This is a genomic window from Paenibacillus elgii NBRC 100335 (genome assembly GCF_004000865.1).
In the GTDB taxonomy this organism is placed as follows: Bacteria; Bacillota; Bacilli; order Paenibacillales; family NBRC-103111; genus Paenibacillus_G; species Paenibacillus_G elgii.
Genome location: NZ_BIMB01000033.1, coordinates 54,990 through 77,401, shown reverse-complemented (window position 1 = coordinate 77,401; position 22,412 = coordinate 54,990). Strand labels below are relative to the sequence as shown.

Here is a 22,412-nt window from a genome sequence, read left to right as displayed (position 1 = left end):
ATTACAATTATAGCACATATGTTCTCATACATACACAAGAGCCACTGATTCATCTCCCCCTTATCGAAGAGGGAGTCTTCTCAGCCTTAACGATAAATGCTGCGACTGTGTCACGGGAGAGCAAGGAGAGGAATATCCGACCGGTACCGGAAGGCGGAGCGGAAAACCGGCGAGGGAAATGTCCGCTGTTTTGCAGGCGGATTTTGAGGATTGGGGGATTAGGGGATTCGGGTAAGCACACTTCCCCCTTAATCCCCTTCTATTTGACAGCGCCCATGCAGCCGTATTCGGCGCAGCCCTTGACGCGGATGGAGAAAACGAACTCCGCCCCCCGGCGGTCTCCCGGGGCAAGCGCGATGCGGCCGCCCATGAGCTGCACAAGATTTTTGCAAATCGCCAGTCCCAGCCCCGTCCCCCCGTATTTGCGGGTTAAGGACGAATCAACCTGCGTAAACGGCTGGAACAGCAAGTCACGCTTCTCCTCCGGAATGCCGATGCCCGTGTCGGAGACGCGGAACTCCAGCTCCAGCCGCTCTTCCGAGTGGCTTAATACCGCGACCGAGACGTGCACGCCGCCCTGCTCGGTGAATTTGACGGCGTTGCCGACCAGGTTGATCAGAACCTGCCGCAGCCTCGATTCGTCGCCGATGATGCATTCGGGGATCGCCGGATCGATATCGTAGGTAAGCTCCAGCGATTTGCTGCGGCTTTCAGCGTGGAACACCTCGTACGTTTCGATCAGGCTCGTCCTCAGGTTCAGCGGCTCTTCTTTGATCTCCATTTTGCCCGATTCGATCTTGGACAAGTCCAAAATATCGTTGATGACATAGAGCAGCGCGGCTCCGCTTCGACGTATCGTATCGACGTACTCGCGCTGTTCCGCGTTCAGGTCCGTCTCCACGAGCAGATCGGCCATGGCGATAACCCCGTTCAGCGGAGTCCGGATTTCGTGGCTCATCATCGCCAGAAAATTCGCTTTGGCCATAGCGGCCTGCTCGGCTGCTTCCTTTGCCCGCTGCAGCTCCTGGGTTCGTTCGTTCAGCAGCTCGGTTTGCTGCTGCAGCTTTTTTTGCGCCAAATAGATGCTGACGAACCCTTCGATCTTCGACTTCAGCATGCGCGGCACGAACGGCTTCACAATATAATCGATCGCCCCGACGGAATACGCCGTGAACGCCTGATCCTGCTCGTCTGGCGCTGCGGTGATGAAGATGATCGGCACCGCCCGCGTTTTTTCGCGGGATTTGATCCACTGGGCCGTCTCGAACCCGTCCATCCCCGGCATGTACACATCGAGTACGATGACGGCGAATTCGTGCTTGAGAAGACAGCGCAGCGCCTCTTCCCCGGAGGTCGCCTTCTCCAGAATATAGTTCTGGTCCTCCAGCACCGCCTCAAGCGCAAGCAGGTTCTCCGGTTGATCGTCCACCAGCAAGATGCGGATCGGAACGTCCATACAAGCCCCACCTCATTTGATCTTGCGAAATATTTTCTCCTGCTGATCCAGCGTCTCGTAATGCCCCGCATGCTTCGTAAATGTGATCGACTCCTTATGCCCCAAGACGAGAATCCCCTGCGGGCACAAGCTTTCGTGGAACAGATCGTGTACATGGTTTTGCAGGATCGAATCGAAATAAATCATGACATTGCGGCAAAAGATGACGTGGAACTCGTTAAACGACCGGTCCGTCACCAGATTATGCTGGGCAAAAACGATCCGCTCCCCCAAAAAAGGATGAAATACGGCCACGTTCCCGGAGGCGCCGTAATATCCCGAGAAGGCATCCTTGCCTCCGGCCCGCATGTAATTTTTGGTATATTCTTGCATTTTCTTGAGCGGGTAAGCAGCGCGCTCCGCCACATGGAGCACCTCTTCGTTAATGTCGGTCGCATAGATGCGTGCCCGGTCGTATAACCCTTCCTCATGCAGCAAAATGGCGGTGGAGTATACTTCCTCCCCCGTCGAACAGCCCGCGTGCCAGATGCGGAAGGAAGGCAGCTCCCGCAGCAGCGGCACGACCCGCTCCCGGAACGCCGCGAACAAGCTCGGGTCCCGGTACATCTCGGTCACGTGAATGACCAGATCGTCCACCAGACGCTCCGCGCAGCTCCGGTCGTGCAGCACCCGCTCCTGCAGGCCCGATACGCTGAGCAGCCGCTCCGCGTAGATGCGGTGCCAGATGCGACGGCGGACGGACGGATACGCATAGTTGCGAAAGTCGAAGCCGTACAGCCGGTACAGCCCCTCCAGCAGCAAAGCGATCTCGATGCGCTCCCGTTCCTCTTCCTCCCGGGTGCCCCGGCCTCCGTCCGCCCCCGAATAGACGGAACCAAGCTTGCGCAGCGCGCTCAAGTCCCCTGCCTTTTGATCGTACAATCTGCCGCTCATTTGTATAACCACACCCGCATGAGCGAGAGCAGCTGCTCGGTATGAACCGGCTTGGTAATATAATCGGAGGCTCCGGCTTGGATACATTTCTCGCGGTCGTCCTTCATCGCCTTGGCCGTCAGGGCGATAATCGGCAGCCGGTCGAATCGCTCGTCGCTGCGGATGGCGCGCATCGCTTCGTAGCCGTCCATCTCCGGCATCATGATGTCCATCAGCACGAGATCGAAGTCCGGCTCCCGGTCCAGCGAATCGAGCGCCTGCCTGCCGGTCTCGGCGAACGCCACCTGCATGCCAAGCCCTTCGAGCAGATTGGACAGCGCGAACACATTGCGGATGTCGTCGTCGACAAGCAGCACCTTCTTGCCTTTGAATACCGTTTCGATGCTGTGCAGCTTCTGAAGCACCTGCTGCTTCTCTTCCGGCAAGTTCTCCTCGACCCGGTGCAGGAACAGCGACGTCTCGTCAAGCAGCCGCTCCGGCGACTTCACATCCTTGATGATGATCGATTCCGCATATTTCTTCAAACGCAGCTGCTCCTTCTTATCCAGCGTCTTGCCGGTATAAATCACAATCGGCAGCCGCCGCAGCCCCTCGTCCGCCTTGATTCGGTCGAGCAGCTCGTAGACGGATGGCCCGGTCATTCCATAATCGAGCACCATGCAGTCGAACGGCTGCGCCGCCAGCACCTCCAGCGCCTCCCCGCCGCTCGCTACGGCCGTAATTCGGACGTCGTCATGAGCGATCAGGTTCACCAAGCTCTCGCGCTGTACCTCGTCCGGCTCTACAATGAGCAGATTACGCAGGTCGCGGTTCAGGAACGATAAAATATGCGTAAACGCCTGCTCCAGATGCTCTTTGCCGGACGGCTTGCGCAGCCAGGCAATCGCTCCCATCGACAGCCCTTGATGCACCTCGTCCACGACGGAAATGACATGAACCGGAATATGGCGGGTGGAAGCATCGTTCTTGAGCTGCACGAGCACGGACCAGCCGTCCATGACCGGCAGCTGGATATCGAGCAGAATCGCATCCGGCTGAAGGGTCTTGGCGAGCTGAAGTCCCTTGTCCCCCTGCAGCGCGACGACCGCCTTGAAGCCCCGGCTCCGCGCCATGTCCAGCAGGATCGCGGCAAAATGCGTATCGTCCTCGATAATCAGCAGCACCCGGTCGCCTTCCGCAATGCTGTCGCGGTCGTCCGTGAAGGCGGTCGCCGGCATCTCGCCGCTTGCGAGCGGCAGAGGCGCAAGCCGCGGCCACTCTGTAGAAGGCGGCATGGCGGCAGGAGCCGCTTCGGCCGCGCCGGACGCCAACCGCGCGTCGTGCGGCAAATACAGCGTAAACCGGCTGCCGCGGCCCTCCTCGCTCTCAAGCTCAATCGCTCCGCCGAGCAGCGAAGCCAGCTGCCGGCTGATCGAGAGGCCGAGCCCCGTCCCGCCGTACTTGCGGCTCGTCGTTCCGTCCGCCTGCTGGAACGCCTCGAAGATCAGCTGCTGCTTATCGGGGGAAATCCCGATGCCCGTATCCTCAACTTCGAAGGCGACCATCGGTCTAGGCTCCGCGAGCTGCCGTATGGTGAGGCGGACGCTCCCGGATTGCGTGAACTTGAAAGCGTTGGACAGCAAATTTTTCAAAATTTGCTTCAGCCGCCCGCTGTCCGTTTGAAGCTGCCCCGGCGACTCGCCGCCGAAATCCACCTCGAAGGATAATCCTTTGGAACGGGCCAACGGTCCAAACGCTTTTCTCATCGATTCGGCCGTCTCCTGCAAGCAGACCGTCTCCTCATGCAGCTCCATCCGGCCGGATTCGACCTTCGCCAAATCGAGCACATCGTCGATCAGCTTAAGCAAGTCGCAGCCGGACGAATAGATCGTCTCGGCGTACTCCACCTGCTTGCCCGTCAAGTTGCGCTCTTTGTTCTCCTTCAGCAGTTGCGAAAGGATCAGCAAGCTGTTGAGCGGCGTCCGCAGCTCGTGCGACATGTTCGCCAGAAACTCCGATTTGTACCTGGAGGCGAGCGCCAGCTCCAGCGCTTGCTTCTCCAGCTTCTCCTTGGTCAGCTCAATCTTCCGGTTGACCTCCTCCGTCTCGCGGACTTGCTCTTCCAACTCTACGGTCTTGCGGACCAAAGCGTCATTGCTCTGCTCCAGCTCCTCCTGCTGCCGCTGCAGTTGCTCCTCCGACGCCCGCAGCGCCTGCGTCTGCTCTTCAAGCTTCTCATTGGAAGCCTTGAGCTCATCCTGCTGGGACAGCAGCTCCTCCGACTGGCTCTGCAATTCGTCGGTCAGCAACTGGTGAATCCGCAGCAGCTCCTCGATCCTCAGACGTCCCATCAAGACGTTCAGCGTTACGCCCAGGTTCTCGCTCGTCTGCTTGATCAGCTTCTGCTCCAGCTCCGAGAACGACTTCAGCGACACCAACTCGAACACCGCGATCACTTCGTCGTCGTACTCGACCGGCTGCACCGTCAGCGTCAGCGGCTCCAGCTCGCCGAAGGCGGAGCGGATCGCGCCGTATTGTCCGACGACGCCTTCGACCGTGATCGGCTTGCCGTCCTTTGCGCACTGCCCGACCAGCCCTTCTCCGAGCGGGAGCTCGGCAGCCGCCGTGCTTTCCGAACGGGCGTATGTGCCGGCAAGCGCCAGCTTGGTGCCCGACGCCGTCTGCTTCAGCACATAGAGCGCACCGTCCTGCGCGCCAACGATGCGGGCCAGCTCTCCGATGAACGTTTGCGCCATCTCTTCGACCTTCCGCGAATCCTCCAGCATCGCATACATATGCGCGATCTGGGTTTGCAGCCACAGCATGTCTTCGTTCATCTTATGCAGCGTCCGTTCACTCGCCGTCGCTTGCTCCAGATCGTCCGCCAACCGATTGAACACACCTGCAAGTCGGCCGAATTCGTCATTGGACGTAATAGGCACCCGGTAGGCTGCGTGCCCCCATTTCCCGCTCGCAAAATTCGTAAGCATCGCCGAGAGGATGTTCAGCCCCCGGGAAAACCCGAACACGATCCACAGCATAATGGCCACGCTCAGCAGCAGACCGATCAGCGTCAACAGCCCGGTATACATCATCGTCTGTTGATTGTCACTCAACGCCTGCTGGATGGCCGCATCCATCGCCTCGCTGTGGAAATTCGTCAAATTGCCCATGCTTCTCGTAAATCTATCCTGCAGATCAATCCCGACAGTCGTGCGAAGCGAGTTGGCCTCCGCTTGTCTGCCGCTTTGGTTCAGACGAACGACCTGATCCTTGAATTCCAGGAAGCGTTTGCCATGCAGCAGAACTTCGTCAGCCAGCTCCCGTTCTTTTCCTTCTTTGGAGAATTGGTCAATCTGCTGAAGGCCCTGCATGACCTTGCCGCTGACCGTCTTGACCGCTTCGGCATTCTTCTTGTCGCTTTCTTCCGAGTCGATCAACAGCAAATTCACGATGCCTTTGGCAAGCTCCGCCGCGTCATTGCGCACCTGCGTGCTGGTCCGCACCTTCTGGTACCGGTTCTCATAAATCTCCTTAATACTGGAATCGGTGGTGGTCAGCCGGTTCATGCCGACGCCCGCCAAAGCGAAAATCAACACCAGCAAGATACCGAATCCCATAAACAGCTTCGTCTTCATCTTCATCAGTTCATTCCCTCTCCCGTCCCTTTCTCTCTCTTCGTATCGTCTTTATTCGTGGCCGCCAGCTACGTAGCGGTGATCAGCACCATGCAAATATCGTCGCTCTGCGCCTCCCTCACGTCCTGCGGCAGCAAGGTCTCGACCAGGCTTTCGGGGCTGGACGTCTGATGAATGCAGCTTTGCAGACGCAGCGCCAGCAGATCCGATTCCGCCGCGTCCTCCGGGTAAGCCTCCGGCAGCGGCAGCGCCTCCAGCAGCCCATCCGTATACAAGGCGATGCGGATCGGCTGCTCATAGGTGAAGATGCTCTTCGTAATCTCCATCTGATCGAAGAAACCGACGGCGCAGCTCCCCTGATTGAGCGCCACCGGCGCTTTTCCCTCTTCAAAAAGAAACCCGGGCGGATGGCCCGCGTTCACGTATTCGATCGTCTTGGTCTGGGTATCGATCAGCAAATAAATCGCCGTAAAATAATAGCTAACCGACGGATTTTTATGATTGAGCTGGTTCATGTACCGGTTCAGCTCTGTCACGACGAACTCCGGCGAAACGAAGCGCGTGATCGTGTCCTGCATGACCGAGGAGATGAACATGCACACCAACGAAGACGAAATCCCGTGGCCCATAATGTCCAGGATGATGACGCCGTGCCGGTCCTCGTCAATCCGGTACCATGCGTAAAAATCGCCCGCCAGCTCGAACGACGGGTAATACGCGGCGCTAATTTCCAGCCTCTCCTTCTTCAGAGGCGGGCTGAGCACGCTACCCTGCACTTGCCGGGCAAGCTCCAGCTCCTCGCGGATACGGGCATCGTTTTCCTTGTGCCAATCCTTCTCGTACTTGAGGCGCAGCGCCGAACGAATCCGCGCGATCAGCTCGATTTTGTTCACCGGCTTCATCACGTAATCCATCGCCCCGGCCTCCATCGCCTCCGCCAGCTTGTTGGAATCGCCGAGTGCCGTCACGATAATCACCGGGATATCCTTCAAGCGCTCATCCTGCTGAATACGCCGGCACGCTTCGATCCCGTCCATCTCCGGCATCATCATATCCATCAGAATCAAGTCGACCGGCACCTTGCCCCCGTCCGCATACTCCGTGAGCCGCTGCATCATTTCCACCGCCGAAGAAGCTTTCCAGAACGAATCGTATCCTGCGTTTTTTAATATTTTCTCGATCACAATGAGATTGACCGGGTTATCGTCCACGATGGCAATGTTCATACCTTGTTCGTCTCTCCCTTATCCGTGTGCATCCTTTGGCCCTGAGGGCAAAGGTCCGTTCTTACCATTATAGCTTTTTTTTAAGCTTAATTAACCGAAAGCGGAACGCTTGAATCATATTAAGGATTGTTTCGGCACGGAAAATCCGGGTTAATGAAGCATAAGCCGGACCGATCCGGACGGCTGGCCAACTCCATGGCAGACATGCCCGGCGAAGCCCGGACGCATGATCTGAACCGATTCGAGGAGGGACGACTCATGAAAACAAAAGTGAAGCTGGTAGAAGGTGAAGAGTACGCCATCCGCGCCATTCGGGGCTTTCGTGAGGAAGGCCATTCCCTAAATGAAATTTATGTGCTGGCGCATGACAACGACCGGACCGAAGGGCTCAGCCGCTTGACCGATACGAATACGATCGGCGTGATGGAGGAAGGGATGGCGACGGCCTTCGCCAACCTGTTCCGCTCCCGCGGCGATAAGCTCCGGGCCAAGATGGAATCGCTCGGCATCTCCGCACTGGAGGCGGAGCGGTACGAGAAGGAGCTGGACAAGGGGCGCATTATGGTGCTCGTCTGGTACGAGGACGATACCCGCACCTTCGAGCGGACGAACGAAGATCTCGCCCGCCGCCGCGAGCACCCCGAGGACGTGGCCATTCCTCCGATGGGTGGCATATACATGTCAGGTCCGGGCGGCACCGTGTAGAGCGCTTGTCGGTCATCACGGCTTGCCTGAAGCTCCCCCCGCCTGAGGCAAGCCGTCCCTGCCCGGGGCCGACGGGCACTGTACGTTTCCACCCAAGCCAAAGAAGCACCTCGATCCTTTTGCGGGTCTCAAGGTGCTTCTTTATTTTTTAGTCGGGTGACTCTAAGCAAAAGCGGCGTATGTAAGCTCCCGAAACTTTTCCTTCCACGGGGACGGGACCTGGAGACCGGTCCATAGCTCCTCTGCTTTTTGAACGCATACGGACTGCACGATCTTGGTATATTCAATACAGCCGGAATCCACGATCAGCCGCATATACTGCTCTTTATCCTGCAAAAGAACGTCTGCGGTGATTTTTCCTTCATAGTACTCCTTCACCGGGCGAAACGCTTCACTGTCTACATTAAGCAGATACAGTATCGGCAGCGTCCGCTTGCGAAGCAGCAAATCGCTTTTTACGTCGAACTGGGCAATGTCCTTCAGATCGTTCTGGATCTGATGAATCATTCCGACGCAATCCGCCAGATCGTCAATCCGCTCCTTCGTCTCATCGCTGCAATCCGTCAGACAATATCCCATCTGGCACGCGAATCGGAACAGGGACCCGGATTTCTCCTGAATCATTGCAAGATAATCGTCGACCTCGGGTACCTGATTCGTAACGTCTTTATGCTGTCCGCTGACCGACCGGGACAGCATTTTGCTGATTTCATAAAGCGAACGCCTGTTCACTCCGCATTGGCCGAGCTCCCCGATGAATCCCGTCAGGAAGACGAGCACCGCATTTAACGCAACCGCCGGCGGACACTGCATCCATGGCTTGCTCTCGTGATCCTGATCCTGCAGGTCGTCGACGATATCGAAGCAGAGAAGAATCAATTCCGTCGCCGCGGCCAACCGGTCGATATGCGGCGAAGCTCCTTCCAGCATCTCATGGGTGCAGCGTGTGATGCTCGACCACGACCCTTGTTCCTGCGCCTTCTCCTCGATGAACGCTTTGAGCAAAGCATTGAGATCCTCCGCGCCCACATGATCGTCTACCATCCGGTACATATGCTCTACTGTCTCCCGATCCAATCCGCCCGTCCCCCTGATTGTCCATGTAAAGTGACTATGTATAATGCCTGCTCTTAATAAATTTCTCCATCGCTTCCATTCTCGACTTCGCGCCCAGCTTGTCGTAAATTCGGCGCAGGTAATTATCGACGGTACGTTTGCTCATGTGGATATGGTCGGCAATCTGATCGTGCGTAGCCCCTTTGACGACCATCCCCATCATCATCACTTCTTCATCGTTCAAGTCTTCATACGAAGGCGAGCCGCTCAATTGAATCTGGTGATATAGCGACAACGGCAGCATCGTATGGTTGTCCAGAATGCAGTTCACCATGTTCTTGATCGTTCTGATGCTGGATTCCTTCGAAAGCACGCCGCTAACTTTCAGCTCGATGAGCCGATTCATCGCCCCCGTCAAGTCGTGCCCGGTAAATATCACAATATGTATGTGCGGATATTCCTTCTTGATTTGCGCCGCAACATCGGTCCCCGACAGATCGGGAAGCTGGTAATCCAGAAAAACGAGCCCCGGTTGATGCTTCTTGATCTGCTCCAATCCTTCCTCAGCGCTGCTGGCAATACCGACCACCTCAATGCAGTCTGTGTCCTCCAATAATTCCTTCGTCGCGTGGGCAACGAGAGGATGGTCATCGATCACGAGAGCTTTGACCGTTTCGTTCATACGGACATCACCTCCCGCACCGGAATCGTAATCACGAATTTCGCACCGGCGCCTCGCCGCGAATCGAACTCCAGCTTTCCGTTCAAATGCAAGATACGACCTCTCATTTGCTCCACTCCCATCCCAGATGCTCCAATCTCCATGCGAGGTACTTGCGTGCTGTCAAACCCGACGCCGTCGTCTTCATAAGTCAGGCAGAACTTATGATCCTTCATTGTCATGGCAAAAGATACTTTCGAAGCCTGCGAATGCTTCTTCGCATTGTTAAGCAGCTCTTGAACAATGCGGAAAATGTGCCTTTTTGTCGTCAAATCCTTCGACTCGATAGAGGAAGCGCCCTCTTCCTTGAACTCAATCTCGAACGGCGTATGGTACGCTTCCTTATCGAGATACGTCCGCACGGTTTCGATCAACCCGATCTCCTTCAGCAGGAACGGATTCAATTCGAAGCAGCTTTGCCGCAGGCTGTTGTTGATCATTTCTACGAAATTGATAATGTTGTTCAAATGCTCCTTGTCTTCCTTGTTCATCGCGTATTTGTCCAGTAGCGACACGAATCGGCGCTTGAGGAAAAACAAATCCTGCATCGTCGTATCGTGAAGATCGGCCGCAATCCGGAGCCGTTCTTCCTCTTGCAGCTCAAACATGATTTTGCGGAACCATTGGATGTCCTGCGCCGACTGCTCGTCGGGCAACTGCGCCGCCAGCAGCTGCATTTTCGCCGTCAGCTTGCGGATCAAGTGGACATTCTCCAGACTGACTTCCAAGTAGGAAGTAATCAAGTGAAGCCATTGAACCTCTTCCTTGCCCAGCAAGGTGTTCGCTTTGTTGCTCGTGATGACCAAGTAGCTGGCGTATTCTTCATGACGATTAATCTCGATACAGGTGTATATCGGATGGTGGAGCCACGTCGATGAACAGATCATTTTCTTGATCTCCGCCGTATCGATCTCCCCTTCGTCGATGATCTCGGTGTCGTTCTCGTACTGGAACACGATCGCACCGCCCCTTACCTGGAGCGTCTTGACAATGTCCACGAGGACGATTTCCTTCAGATCGCGGAAGCTGGAGATGGCTCCCAGACTCTTGGCAATTTTCTTGAGCGCCGTCTGGAGGACGTACTTTCTAGGGAACAGGAACCGTTCCAGTCTCGTTGTGAAGTATTCGGCCGAGTACATGACAGAAGATAGCATGATAATAGAGCCTGCAAAGATAAATACAATTTCTCTTGCATCTACTAAATCTTGAAACAAGAAAGCGTAGCTTCCTGTAAAAAGGGCAGACGGTATGATGGCAAGCATCACAGCAAAGGCAAAACGACGAAGCACCAGACCTATATCATATAGCTGGTTCGAGGCAATCAAGTAGGCAAACGAAATCGGAAAAAATAAAATAAACCAGCTTGTGTAAGCAGGATCAACTTTTGCTGAACCTTCAATTAATCGAGGCAGGAACGAGATACAAATAATCGGAATAAACGAAATAAATAGTGAAAACCAAACAATGGTTATAATGCTTGAAAGATATGATTTCTGTCTTCCAACTTTAAAGTATAAGAAAGTAAGGACACTGATGTTCAATATAAATCCCATAATAAAAAACCATAAAGTAATATTTCCATTATAGCTATAGATTGTATATGCTGCTGGAGGATAGAACTGAAATAATCTTATCACAAACCCTAGTAAAGCAACCGCATAAAAATATTTCAAAATCTTAGAAGGTAACTGTATATTTCCCTTTTCTTTAAAAAAAACAACTAGAAAATGAAAAAAAACAAGGGGCAATACCATCATAAAACTGGTAATTAAAAGTTTGCCAACAACATCTCCCCTAATTGAAGCCCCTTGACTCATGTAGATAATTACGAAAGTTAGAAACACAACCGCCAATAATTTTGCCGACGAAGAAGAACGCATTTTAGTAAACAGCAAAGCTGCCATAAAAAGACTCAAGCATTCCCCTACTAAAGGAAAAATATCATAGGATAGCATGCTTCTGGTATTTATTAAAATTTTCTGTTCAATTCCATCTCTTGATACGATCATTTCCCGCGCTTGCTCTATTACTTTCCATTTATAAATCATCTGATTCTCTTCGGGCAGTTTACCGTCCACTTGCTTTATGACATCTCCGGCCTTTAGATCAAGGTTTACACCGGCACCTTCTTTATCCAAAAAGTTAATCGCCCACTCGTTCTGTTGATTTACCTTGAGGTAAATCCCAATATAAGGATATTTAAATGTGATATAAGAACACCAAGCTTGCAATCCGACAAATATTGACAAAAAAATCGAAAAAATAATAATTTTTTTATTCATAAACACTCCCCATATGCTTACTATTATAAAAGATTCTTGATATACTGATGCTAACAGACCACCACATACGAAGGGGATGTCCTATATGCTAACTATTCGGGTTACGTCTCAGTTGCATTCTGTCGTTCAAATGTTGAAAAATGTCGATTCAGGCAAAAATGTAAACGATTTCCTATCCAACCATTTCTTATCCGACTCAGAAGCTCGTGCCGTTAATAATACTTTTGGCCTGTCTAAGACAAAGGAGCAAAAACAACCTCTTTCTGGCTGGGAATAAACCCGTAGTATTATTTTACCAAATCAATAAGAGATTGTATATTAGGTCTTTCCTAGTATACAATCTCTTTTCATTTTGCACGTTATTTCGATGAGATAAGACAATTTTTTTACAGGATTTTGAAACTGAAAAACTATTAAATGTAAATTTATTAATGCTTTAGAGAGGCTTCACCTTCGACCACAACTACACAAAAAGGCCGTCCCTACGGAATTTTCCGATAGGGTACGGCCTTTTTCAAATGGTCGTTACCGGGCGTTCGTTCCCAACCGACAATCTCTAGCGCTGCGCTAGTTCTACCATCTCATGGAGCCGCAGGCTTTGGCTTTTGCCGAAATTTCGGCTTTCATCTTAGCGTCCTTAAAGTAGTCGCCTATTTTTTTGGAGGGCTTGTTACCATCCTTCGACGGGTCCGTGAGATCAAACTTGTACGGGCCCAAATCGGCTTTGACGATCGGCTTGGCCTCGTAACAATCGCTGCCCAGCTCCCGGCCGGCCTTGGCGCCCAAAGAGATGGACGCGGGTCCGGCGCCTACTTTGACTGCGGCTTCGACCGAAACTTCCGACTTGGAAATTCCTTCGTTGGGGTTAACCTCTACGCCGCCGCCAAGACCGACACCGGCTTCCAGGCAGGCGGATGCGCCGTTCTCGTCGATACATACTTTGCCGCCGCCGCCTATACCCGAGTACGAGGTTGCCCCGATGCAGAATAGCCCGCAGGGATCGCGCAATTGAACCGGGTTATTGTTTACATAAGCGTACAGGTTGCCTTGGCCCCCTTCGAACAAAAGAGGGTCCTTGGCCGTCCATTGACCCGCCGCCGGATCGTAGTCGCGGTATCCGAAACGAACCAGCTTGCTTGCGGCATCCTGAATACCCCCGGCAAAGCCGATCTCCAATCCGAATTCCGCATTCGAGTCGGAAAGCAGCACGCCGTAGCTGTTGAATTTTAATTCCTTCACGGTCTTTCCGCTCTTATCCAGCACCCGCTGCGGCGTGCCTACCGCGTCGGTAATGACGTAGTAGACAGCGTCATTGAGCTCGATGCCAAGAAGAAGGCCGTCTTCGTCGTAATAGTACGTCGTCAAATCCCCTGTTGGATTTATCGAAGTTGTTATCTGCAAGGGGGCAAGCGGGTTGCCGTAAAAATATTGCGTTACTCCCGCGCGGTCTTCCCGGGCCGTCCGGCGGCCAATGCCGTCGTACGTATACCGGATCGTTTGTCCCTCGACGACAGCTTCGAGCAGCTCGCCTTTCGTTCCATAACGGTACGCATCGTTATTTTTGTGCGTCAATTGGCCGTCTTCGTTGAACTTATACGCCGTGGAGCCGACCTGCTGCAGCTCGTTGTACGCGCCATAGACCGAGGGGATGGCAGGGGCGTCGTTCGTTTTGGCGCTGGTGCGGTTCCGGTTGGCGTCGTAGGTATACGCTTCCGTATGCTTCGACCCGCCCGGTTCTTGACGAAGGACGCTGAGCAGTTGCCCGTCGGCATCCCATTCATAGCTCGTCGTCTCCGTTCCTTCCGGTGTCGTCACCGTCTTGGCAGCAATCCTTCCTGCGAGGTCGTAGCTATACGCGGCTTGATACACTTCCGCATCCTTGATTTTATACGTTAACGTGTGGACACGTCCAAGCTCGTCGTAAGTCCGGTCGACGGTCAGCGTTCCGTCCTGGATCGAACTAAGCCGCTTGTTCGGACCGTTTCGTACGAAAGAGAACAGCCCGGACAAACTCAAATTCCCTTCCAGATCCCAGCCGAGCCGGATCATGTTGTCCAGCGTCTTCGTCCCCCCGGCCCCTTTCCATACGGCGTTAAACTGGATATTCGACAAGTCCGCCATACCGTCATACGAATAATAAAATGTTCCGTTGCTCTTGCCGGAGAAGATGGCGCTCCTCACATTTTGCCCGTCGTACGTGTAATCGATCTTTTGCTTGGCTCCGCCGAAGGCTTCCGACGCGACCGTTTCCATGCTTGCCACTCGATCAGTGGCATCGGCGTAAGTAAACCGGCGAAGCAGCTCCGAATCGTTCAGGCCAGAAAATCTGCCTCCTTCGTCAAACCCATAGCTGACAAGTCGTCCGCTTGGCAGCAGCGCATGATCCAACCGGCCGCCGCTCGTGTAGGACAGCGCAAGCTTGCCCGCCGCTCCGTCGGGAGCGAAGCCCGTTAATTGATCAAGGCCGTTGAACGTTTGGCGATATACGCTTCCGCCGGGTGCGGTCACTGTCTCCAGATTGCCCCTGGAGTCGAATTCCAGCCGGTACACGCCGCGGCCCGGAAGCTGCACGGAGGAAAGTCGTCCGGAAGCATCGTAGCCATACGCTTTGATTTGGCCGGAGGCATCTTCCGTTTCCGTTAAACGATATTGCGCATCGTACCTGTAAATCACGAATTGATTTCCTTGCTGGGTACGGATCAGCTTGCCTTTGTCGTCATAGGTAAGCAAATAAGGCGCGATCTCTTGCCCAGGCTCCTCGATCTTGATCACGCGGTCGTGAGCGTCCATATACGTGACCACTTTATGGCCCATATTGTTGGTCTCGGTGAACGTCTTTTGGGCCGCGTCGTATTCCACCTTCGATTCGGTCCAGCCCGTTTTGTATTTTACGGTCAACGACTTGTTGTCGAATTTATTGTCCGAGGTTCTGCTCTGCTTCACGACCGAGCGGGTTTCGGTCAATGTCGGCCCCAGCCCCTTCGGAGTCCGGTACGTTAAACTGGACAAGACGGGAACATCCATCCCCCAGCGCGGATCTTCGGTCAGCTTTTTGATTACCTGCGACCCGTCAGGGTACGCAATCTGCTGCTCTTTGCCATCCACGCTCATCCGGAACGTTGTCTTGGCTCCGCGCGGATCGGTCTGTTCCCGGACGAGTACCCCGTTTTCCTTGCGGACCTCGTAGGTTGTCGTTAGACCGTCTTTGCTGAAACGCACCGCAAAGCCGTTTTTGCCCTCCGTTCGGCTGAGCTCGGAAACGCCTTGGAGCGGATTTTCCGCACGGGTCAGCAGGCCTGCCGCATCGTATGCGTAGGTTCGAACAAGGCTGTCCGGGTCGGTGAACCGCTGCAGAAGCCCTCGATCGTCATACGCCATGGAGAAGGTTTCTCCTCCCGGGTTCGTGACCGCCGTCAGCCGTCCGTTGTCGACCTTCAGCACCGTCCTCTGTCCGCCCGGAGCTACGATAGATGTCGGGTTGCCCTGCTCGTCCCGCTCCACCGTCACTTGATTGCCGTAGCTGTCCGTAATGGACACAAGCCGGTCCTGTTTATCATAGTTGAACGTTTGAACGGCCCCCCCGCTGTAGGCATTGAGCGTCCGCAGATGCTTTCCGGTCCGCCTCTCGAATTCGTAGGCTTCCGTTCCGTCAGGGCTCGGCACAACCCGTATTCCTTCGTCTCCCTGAAGACGGAAGATCATAAACATGTCGCCTTGGAACGGAGAGTTACCGCCGTTCGTTTTGAACAGCAACACAACCGCCCCGTCCGGTTCAACGGAGAGCAGGGTGACATCCTTTTCCCTGGGGAATTCGTATCCAGCTTCTTTGATCTGCTCATGGATCATATCGATGGCGTCGGAATAATAAAGTTCGAGCTGACCATCCGGACTGATCCGGTATAGCTTCAATTCGCCTTCCATCATAAAATAGATATTTCCTCTGCGGTCCATCTTGATGCTCTGGTCTTTCACGCGGAAAGCATGATCGGTCGCTCTAGTGCTTGCAGACTGCGGGTCCGAGCTTGATTCGCCCGGAATCAACAATCTTCCCGCCACCTTCGTAATCGTGCCGTCCGGGCTTATTTTGCGGATTCTCGATGTCATGCATTTCACGGTCCAGGTACAGCCGCCTTCATCCAAGACGTATAGAGCCCCGTCCGGCGCAACGACGAGATCGACAATGTAGCCCAGATTATCCCGATCGAGCGACCCACTATCTACTCCCGTAAACTTGCGGGAGCCGGTTTTATCCCGATCGTCCCGCTTGCCTAACGAGGACATCAGGCCGTCCGGACCGATCTTGTAGATTTTGCCCGCGTCCAGAAAATATTTACTGCCGTCCGGACCAATCTGCAGACGTTTCGGCTGGAACAATGGAATGTCGGTCGCTTTGGCTCCGTCTTGTATTTCACCGGCCAGCTCCCCTGTTACGCCTGTCCCGGCCACAACCGTGCTTGAAGAAGCGCCCGGAGTAAATTTGCGAATTTGACTGACACCGCTTGAATGTCTGCCATATTGCGAACCGATGGCATACAGCGCTCCATCGGCATCGACCGCCAGCTCGTCGAAATAAGGCAGTATGTCGTTTAGCGCCATTTTGTGCACGGTTCCGTCTCTCTTGAGTTGAAAAATTTCGTATTTGTCATGCTGGTTCGCATCCTGCAGGTCATACCTGTAGGTGGCAAAGTAAAATGAACCGTCGGGTCCCGAAGCAAAGGGCCTGTTATTGTTTATAAACGCATAATCCGATACTGTAGCGTGGTCAGCCAGCAGGTCGGACGGAAGTGCTTTATAGTAGACAAGCGAATATTTTCCATCCAAAGTCGCGTTCTGTCCGGAAGCATCCCCACGGAAAAACAGCTGCTGCACCTTTCCCCCTTTCGAAAGTTGCTTGTCTGCCCCGTAGCCGAAGTGTATCGTGTCCGATTTATGATCCAGATCGTGGTGAACATCCAGATCCCAGCCCTCGATCCCAAGCGATTCAGCCGACCTTTGGGGACTTTCCAAGTATCCGCTCCAATCCCACGATGTCCTAATATTTACGCTGCGTCTTTCTCCCATACTTAACCCTTTACCCCTTAATCTGCCGAAGCTCTGCTTGAAGTCGGCATACGCCGGATAATAAACAGGTATATAAAAATAACTAACCGTTACTTTGTAGAATTTCGATCCGGTCAGCATACGCCCATACACGTCTTTTCCGTCCCAATAAAACGTATCCTTCTGATTGGGCAGCGGAGCATATTCTTTATAGAAGGTGCGCCCGGCAATCTCAATCTGTACGCCGATCCTTACTAACGAAGACGGTATGTTCGAATCGCTCAGGGGAATTGTCAGGCTCGATGCCATGCGATAACCCGGCGTTCGCTTGCTGTAATAATTCAAACTGAGCGACGTTCCGGCAATGGGGATTCGCTCCCCAAGCGTTTGCTCCTGGCAGCCGATGACCGACCCGGATTGCTGGCAGGGATCTTCGATATTGTTTTTTTGCGGACCTTCTTCCGGAGGAATTATCGCATCCATCGGAGGACCGACTGGCCAGTTGTAATCCCATGGAGTAAAATGCTCGATCGGCACGCGCCACAGGCTTTGTCCCGGAGCATACAGCCCGGCTAACGTCTTGCGTTCCTCTCTTTTCAGTCCGATCTTGGCAAGGGCGGCTTCATCGTCCGCTTGTCCGTCTCCGTCGCTGTCGATCAGAGCCCCGTTCTCATCCGCAGCCAGGATTTGAATAACTTTACCGTTATCCGACGGAATCCAGGCTCCTTGCTGCCGGTCGTAATATCCCGCAGGAACGGCTTCCCCAACAGGGAATTCAAGGAAATTGTCGACATAGGAGTACAACGGTCCGTTAAATCGAACCTCCGTAGCGTTTTTGGCCACCGCTTCATCTGCGGAAAGCTCGACGGCATACGTATATCCGACCAAATGCGGAAGTTCGCCGGGCATCGAACGTTCCCCCTGCTTGCCTACCGTGTATTCGGTCGCGCGTACATGGATAGAGCTCAAAGCTTCCGTCGTGCCGTCCGCCAGCTTGAGATAGCCGGTCGTCCCCGGCGGGAAGAGCAGCGTCGCGGTACGCGAACCGTCGTCATCCGCCGTCGTCGTGCCGCGGGCGACCTGATACGAAGTCGTATCGTGCAGCGAAATTTCGGTCACTTTGGTATCGTACCGGTTCAATACGACCTCCGGCAGCGTCGTATAATCGGCCCATAGAGCGTTCGCTTTCCGTTGAACCGTCATGTACCCGTCTTTTTGGTACTGCACCGTTAGTACGCTGCCGCCATTTACCGCGAGGTCAAAAGCCCCGTCGGCCCGGCTTAACGTTCTGCCGAATTCGCTATGGCCCGCGATGGTAATCTCCGCCCCGGGGAGCGGCTTCCCGTCTGTGCCGAGCACTTTGCCCCGCAGAACCGAGAGACGTTCCGGCTGGATGGCGCCTGGCGCGACACCGGTTTGAATCGGGTTGGCCCCTTTGTACAAAAAGTCGTTAATCGTGGAAAAGTCGTACGCGCCGTTGGCCGGAATTTTGGTCGCTACTTTGCTTGGATCGGGAGGCAGCGACCCGTCCTCAGGGGAAAGCACCGTCGCGCTTACGGGCAGCGACTTCTCCGATTCGTTGCCGCTCGTATCCAGCGCCGTGACCGCAAACGTATACTCCTTGCCGTACGTCAGGCCCGTCACCGTATACGTGACTCCGGAAACCGTCGGGTTGACGTAGACCGGGCGATCCCAAGCTTGTCCGCCGTTGTCGGACATATAGACGCCGTATCTCGCCAAGTCCTTGTCACGCACGGCGCTCCAGCTCAGCTCCACGCTGCCGATCCCCGCGGTTGCCGTCAAGCCCGTCGGCACCGCCGGCGGTGTCCGGTCCTTCCCGCCTCCGTCGTCCGGCAGCGTCTTCGTCGTCGCCTTCACAACAACCGACTTCGCCGACTCGTTGCCGCTCGTGTCGACCGCCGTTACCGCAAACGCATACTCCTTGCCGTACGTCAGGCCCGTCACCGTATAGCGCATTTCGGTCAGCCCCAATCTGGCTGTGGGGGATACCGGGAGCGGACGGTTCCACGTCTGCCCGCCATTTTCCGACATATAGACGCCGTATCCCGCTAAATCCGTGTCGCTCACGGCGTTCCAGCTCAGCTCCACGCTGGTTAGCCCTGCGACGGCCGTCAAGCCCGCCGGTATCGCTGGCGGTGTCATGTCTTTCCCGCCTCCGTCGTCCGGCGGCGTCTTCGTCGTCGCCTTCACAACGGCTGACTTCACCGACTCGTTGCCGCTCGTATCTACCGCCGAGACCGCAAACGCGTATTCCTTGCCGTACGTCAGCCCCGTCACCGTATAGGTTACGCTCGTTACCGTTGACGGCGCAGCCGAAGTGACGTAAAACGCGCTGTCCCACGTCTGTCCGGAATTGGCGGACATATAGACGTTATACCGCGCCAAGTCTTTGTCGCTTACCGCGTTCCAGCTCAGCTTGACGCTGGTAAGGTCTGCCGCAGCCGTCAGGCCCGTCGGTACCGCAGGAGGCGTCCGGTCCGGCTGCTCGCTTCCGCTGGAGCCGCCACCGCCGCCGGAGCTGCTCCCGCTCCCCCATCCGTTAACGTCGGAGAGGGAAATCGTGCCGACATCCTGCGTTTCTCCCGCCTTTGGCGCTTGGAATACGCGCGACAGCTTTACAATTTCGCACCCGCTGCCGCCAGACTTGGAGGCATTCGCATCCCAATTTTTCAGACAGGCGGGAATGCGGGACGAATGGGCGAACGCTTCGGCAGCCGTTTCTTTGCGAGCTTGCTCGCGAAGGGCCTCGTCCACGATCAAAGACAATTGATAGTCGGTTCCCGGAGGTACGCTCGCCTGGAAACGCCCCTTCGCATCCGTGATCGCAAAAAACGTCAGTTTCGCTGTAAAAGCAAGCACGATTCCCGCTGCGGGATTCCCCGACTTGTCTGTAATTTTCCCTGTCCATGTGCCTCCGGTTTCGCCTTTCAACGTCAGCCCGCCGGACCCCTTATCGTACGAAGCCGCAGCATAGGCGACTTCGTTATTTTTTTGTGCCGTGATCTCGTAATCTCCGTAAGGCAGCTCGAACGACAGCTTCCCGTCCGAATCGCTTCTCCCCCATTGGAGAATCGAGCGTTCTCCTTTCTTGTGCACAATGACGTATGCCTCTCCCCAAGGGGAATCGGCAGCCGTTCTCGTCTGAATCGCAAGCGGCGCCGTCTGGCTTTCCCCAGGTTGATTCGGCTTCGACCTGGATTTCAGCTCCATCCGGCATTTGTACAGCACTACCGCCGCCTCGGCCCGCGTCATAAAGCTTGTCCCGCGGAACGTTCCGTCCGGATACCCGTCAAAAATCCCCGCTTCCGCTAAGGCCGCAACGGCGGCAGCTGCCCAGTCCGGCAATTGTCCGCGGTCCGCAAACGCCGGAGTGCCTTTCGCTTGTACGTTAAGCGTACGTCCGATCATAACGGCGGCTTCCTGCCGGTTGACCCGGTCGCCCGGTCTAAACAGACCGGCGGAGTCCCCCTGCACGATCCCTTGCCGGGCCGCCTGATTCACGTCCCCGGCAAACCACTCGTTCGTCACGTCGGGGAATGTGGCGACCGCTGTGTTCGTTTCCTGACGAAGTCCCGCTGACGCGCGGTTTAACATCGCAACGAACTCCGCCCTCGTCACCTCTTGGCCCGGACGGAACGTCCCGTCTTCAAAGCCCTGAACAATGCCCTCCGCCCGCAGAGCGGCGATCTCCTTCGCGGACCAGTCCGGCAAGACTTCTTTTCCTGCCGCTCCGGTGTCCTGGACCGCGGGCTCTCTCGCCGCCTCCGCTGCCGGTGAACCATAGGCAGGGATCACTGCCTCCAGGAGCATGATCCATAGTAAGACGATCGACCATTTTCTTAGGAAACGATTGTGCCTCACAAAACTCCTCCTTCTTCGTATTTGCATTTTCATGACCGTTTTTAATCCCGTTGTAGTGCCTCCCCCCAACAAAACAAAATACCATTTCCCATTATCTACTATACAATTTATGGGTTATTATGGTAATACGCATTTTGTCTAAAAAAGCAATTTTAGGTAAACAGTTTTTTAAGCCTGCTTCTTAATACTTCTAATATCATTTTTCTGGTATGCTTTTATGAAAATAATAGTTTATGGCTCATTCATAGTGAGGTGAACCCGTGAACATGACCACTATCTACTTTTCCGATGAAGAAATACAGGAACTTGAAGAATTTAAAGATGGGACACTGGCAATGAGTGTTGATGGCGAGGAACTGATCTGCTTTAGGATACTGCATGATTTAATCCAAGGGAGGATTAAAAGTGCAGATGTTTCGAGAAACGAGCTATTAAAGTCTTATGTTCAACTGAAGGGGATCAAAGATACTTTTGCTTCTATGGATTTTGTGGATACGACCATCTTGGAAAGTATCCTTATGAAATCAAGAAGATTCATCTTGAGTGAACTAGCGAAACGATGAATGTTCTGACAAGATTAAAGGAGAGAAGAGAAATGCTGGAGATACTCGCGGAAATTAACCTGCTTGAAGAAGCCGATGGCGGTATGAAACGCGATGGATGCTCGGGAATGATGCCTTCATTTCGTGTAAACGATGAACTAATCATGTGTGAGATTTTAGCCGCTGATAATGAAGTCTTCCATAGGGGTAAAACGTATCTCGTTACCATTCGTTTACCGTACGGAGAAATTTTTTCACACATTATAGTGCCTAATTATACGTTTGAATTGAACTATGGCAGTAGAACGGTAGGAAAAGGTACGGTCATGAATATCACTCAATCCAAAGCGAAACCCAAATAAAAAGGACAACAACCAAAGGTCCTAACATTGAGCCAACAATCACCGAGATCCAGAACCCTCGTGTCGTTACGAAGCTTTTCAATGTATTCCGCTGCGTACGCCTTTCCTTTAGGTTCTTCAGGCAGTTTGTCATAAAATGTTCTGCGAAAGATTTATAACAATTTTCCATAATTCAGCATGTAAGACTTGCTGTATTTCAGCCGCTTCCGCCGCAAGCAGTTCCGATTTTATACAAGCGCATCTATTTCCTGGATCTATCTACTTCAACAATCAACCTGCCAATAAGCAGAGCGGAGCTTTTGAGATTCTCAACTATAACGGTTCCGTTTATGTTCCCCTACGCTACATTGCCGAAAATATGGGCGGCAGAGTGCATTATGACGAAGCCAAGAAAGGCATTTATATCGATCGACGTGTCAACAATTTGACGAAAGCCAAAATCAGCGTATCCAAACAAGCGGACAATTTTATGCTCAATCTGCACAGCGCAAAAGAAACCTATAAAACAAATGATATCATTCATTTGTGGAGCTCCCTCGTTTACTTGGGCGAGGAAGAAATAACCGTGGGCCACGGTAACCCCATCATCC

12 protein-coding genes and 1 pseudogene are annotated in these 22,412 nt (G+C 53.9%); 4 read left to right on the top strand and 9 right to left on the bottom strand.

The window, feature by feature from the left end; translation table 11 throughout:
• Positions 1-259 precede the first annotated feature (259 nt).
• The 4 genes from PEL01S_RS22275 to PEL01S_RS22260 all read right to left on the bottom strand — a co-directional run bounded on the left by PEL01S_RS22275 (position 260) and on the right by PEL01S_RS22260 (position 7,232).
• Positions 260-1,456 carry a hybrid sensor histidine kinase/response regulator gene (locus tag PEL01S_RS22275; protein WP_127461897.1) on the bottom strand — a complete coding sequence of 399 codons (1,197 nt, stop codon included), beginning with the start codon at positions 1,454-1,456 and terminating at the stop codon, positions 260-262.
• Positions 1,457-1,468: 12 nt separating this feature from the next.
• Positions 1,469-2,389, bottom strand: coding sequence for a CheR family methyltransferase (locus tag PEL01S_RS22270; protein WP_231884797.1), 921 nt, complete (start codon positions 2,387-2,389; stop codon positions 1,469-1,471).
• Positions 2,386-6,012, bottom strand: coding sequence for a response regulator (locus PEL01S_RS22265; RefSeq protein WP_127461896.1), 3,627 nt, complete (start codon positions 6,010-6,012; stop codon positions 2,386-2,388). Before PEL01S_RS22265 ends, PEL01S_RS22270 begins: the two co-directional genes overlap by 4 nt.
• A 62-nt stretch (positions 6,013-6,074) precedes the next feature.
• Positions 6,075-7,232 (bottom strand): PP2C family protein-serine/threonine phosphatase, encoded by a 1,158-nt coding sequence (locus PEL01S_RS22260; RefSeq protein ID WP_010494910.1) that lies wholly within the window; start codon positions 7,230-7,232, stop codon positions 6,075-6,077.
• Between the two features lie 153 nt (positions 7,233-7,385).
• On the opposite strand from PEL01S_RS22260, the gene PEL01S_RS22255 reads away from it, so the two are divergent.
• Positions 7,386-7,937 (top strand): YflT domain-containing protein, encoded by a 552-nt coding sequence (locus PEL01S_RS22255; RefSeq protein ID WP_239551529.1) that lies wholly within the window; start codon positions 7,386-7,388, stop codon positions 7,935-7,937.
• Between the two features lie 162 nt (positions 7,938-8,099).
• On the opposite strand, the gene PEL01S_RS22250 is transcribed toward PEL01S_RS22255, so the two are convergent.
• From PEL01S_RS22250 to PEL01S_RS22235, 4 genes are all read right to left on the bottom strand, one after another.
• Positions 8,100-9,014 (bottom strand): polyprenyl synthetase family protein, encoded by a 915-nt coding sequence (locus tag PEL01S_RS22250; RefSeq protein WP_127461895.1) that lies wholly within the window; start codon positions 9,012-9,014, stop codon positions 8,100-8,102.
• Positions 9,015-9,048: 34 nt separating this feature from the next.
• A complete protein-coding gene (locus PEL01S_RS22245) occupies positions 9,049-9,675 on the bottom strand; it encodes a response regulator transcription factor (protein WP_054972538.1) in 627 nt (208 codons plus the stop codon).
• Positions 9,672-10,868 (bottom strand): sensor histidine kinase, encoded by a 1,197-nt coding sequence (locus tag PEL01S_RS34605; RefSeq protein WP_163768503.1) that lies wholly within the window; start codon positions 10,866-10,868, stop codon positions 9,672-9,674. Before PEL01S_RS34605 ends, PEL01S_RS22245 begins: the two co-directional genes overlap by 4 nt.
• A 1,701-nt stretch (positions 10,869-12,569) precedes the next feature.
• A complete protein-coding gene (locus PEL01S_RS22235; RefSeq protein ID WP_164824310.1) occupies positions 12,570-20,918 on the bottom strand; it encodes an S-layer homology domain-containing protein in 8,349 nt (2,782 codons plus the stop codon).
• 266 nt (positions 20,919-21,184) lie between these two features.
• Here PEL01S_RS22235 and PEL01S_RS22230 point away from each other — a divergent pair, with 266 nt between their 5' ends.
• The 3 genes and pseudogenes from PEL01S_RS22230 to PEL01S_RS35760 form a co-directional block, all read left to right on the top strand.
• Positions 21,185-21,481 carry a hypothetical protein gene (locus PEL01S_RS22230; protein ID WP_127461892.1) on the top strand — a complete coding sequence of 99 codons (297 nt, stop codon included), beginning with the start codon at positions 21,185-21,187 and terminating at the stop codon, positions 21,479-21,481.
• A gap of 32 nt (positions 21,482-21,513) precedes the next feature.
• Entirely contained in the window at positions 21,514-21,822 is a 309-nt protein-coding gene (locus PEL01S_RS22225; protein ID WP_127461891.1) for a hypothetical protein, read from the top strand.
• A 136-nt stretch (positions 21,823-21,958) separates the two neighbouring features.
• Positions 21,959-22,183: pseudogene (locus tag PEL01S_RS35760) on the top strand (stalk domain-containing protein); the annotation flags it as partial.
• Here the strand turns inward: PEL01S_RS35760 and PEL01S_RS35360 are convergent.
• Positions 22,160-22,345: a hypothetical protein gene (locus PEL01S_RS35360; RefSeq protein WP_239550986.1), complete on the bottom strand. Its 186-nt coding sequence runs from the start codon at positions 22,343-22,345 to the stop codon at positions 22,160-22,162. The pseudogene PEL01S_RS35760 and the gene PEL01S_RS35360 sit on opposite strands and share 24 nt — an antisense overlap.
• Positions 22,346-22,412 lie beyond the last annotated feature (67 nt).

Bases quoted from the DNA above. Each gene is read 5' to 3' on its own strand.
- PEL01S_RS22275 (WP_127461897.1), bottom strand. From the start codon at position 1,456: ATGGACGTTCCGATCCGCATCTTGCTGGTGGACGATCAACCGGAGAAC.
- PEL01S_RS22270 (WP_231884797.1), bottom strand. From the start codon at position 2,389: ATGAGCGGCAGATTGTACGATCAAAAGGCAGGGGACTTGAGCGCGCTG.
- PEL01S_RS22265 (WP_127461896.1), bottom strand. From the start codon at position 6,012: ATGAAGATGAAGACGAAGCTGTTTATGGGATTCGGTATCTTGCTGGTG.
- PEL01S_RS22260 (WP_010494910.1), bottom strand. From the start codon at position 7,232: ATGAACATTGCCATCGTGGACGATAACCCGGTCAATCTCATTGTGATC.
- PEL01S_RS22255 (WP_239551529.1), top strand. From the start codon at position 7,386: ATGAAGCATAAGCCGGACCGATCCGGACGGCTGGCCAACTCCATGGCA.
- PEL01S_RS22245 (WP_054972538.1), bottom strand. From the start codon at position 9,675: ATGAACGAAACGGTCAAAGCTCTCGTGATCGATGACCATCCTCTCGTT.
- PEL01S_RS34605 (WP_163768503.1), bottom strand. From the start codon at position 10,868: ATGCTATCTTCTGTCATGTACTCGGCCGAATACTTCACAACGAGACTG.
- PEL01S_RS22230 (WP_127461892.1), top strand. From the start codon at position 21,185: ATGACCACTATCTACTTTTCCGATGAAGAAATACAGGAACTTGAAGAA.
- PEL01S_RS22225 (WP_127461891.1), top strand. From the start codon at position 21,514: ATGCTGGAGATACTCGCGGAAATTAACCTGCTTGAAGAAGCCGATGGC.
- PEL01S_RS35360 (WP_239550986.1), bottom strand. From the start codon at position 22,345: ATGAATGATATCATTTGTTTTATAGGTTTCTTTTGCGCTGTGCAGATT.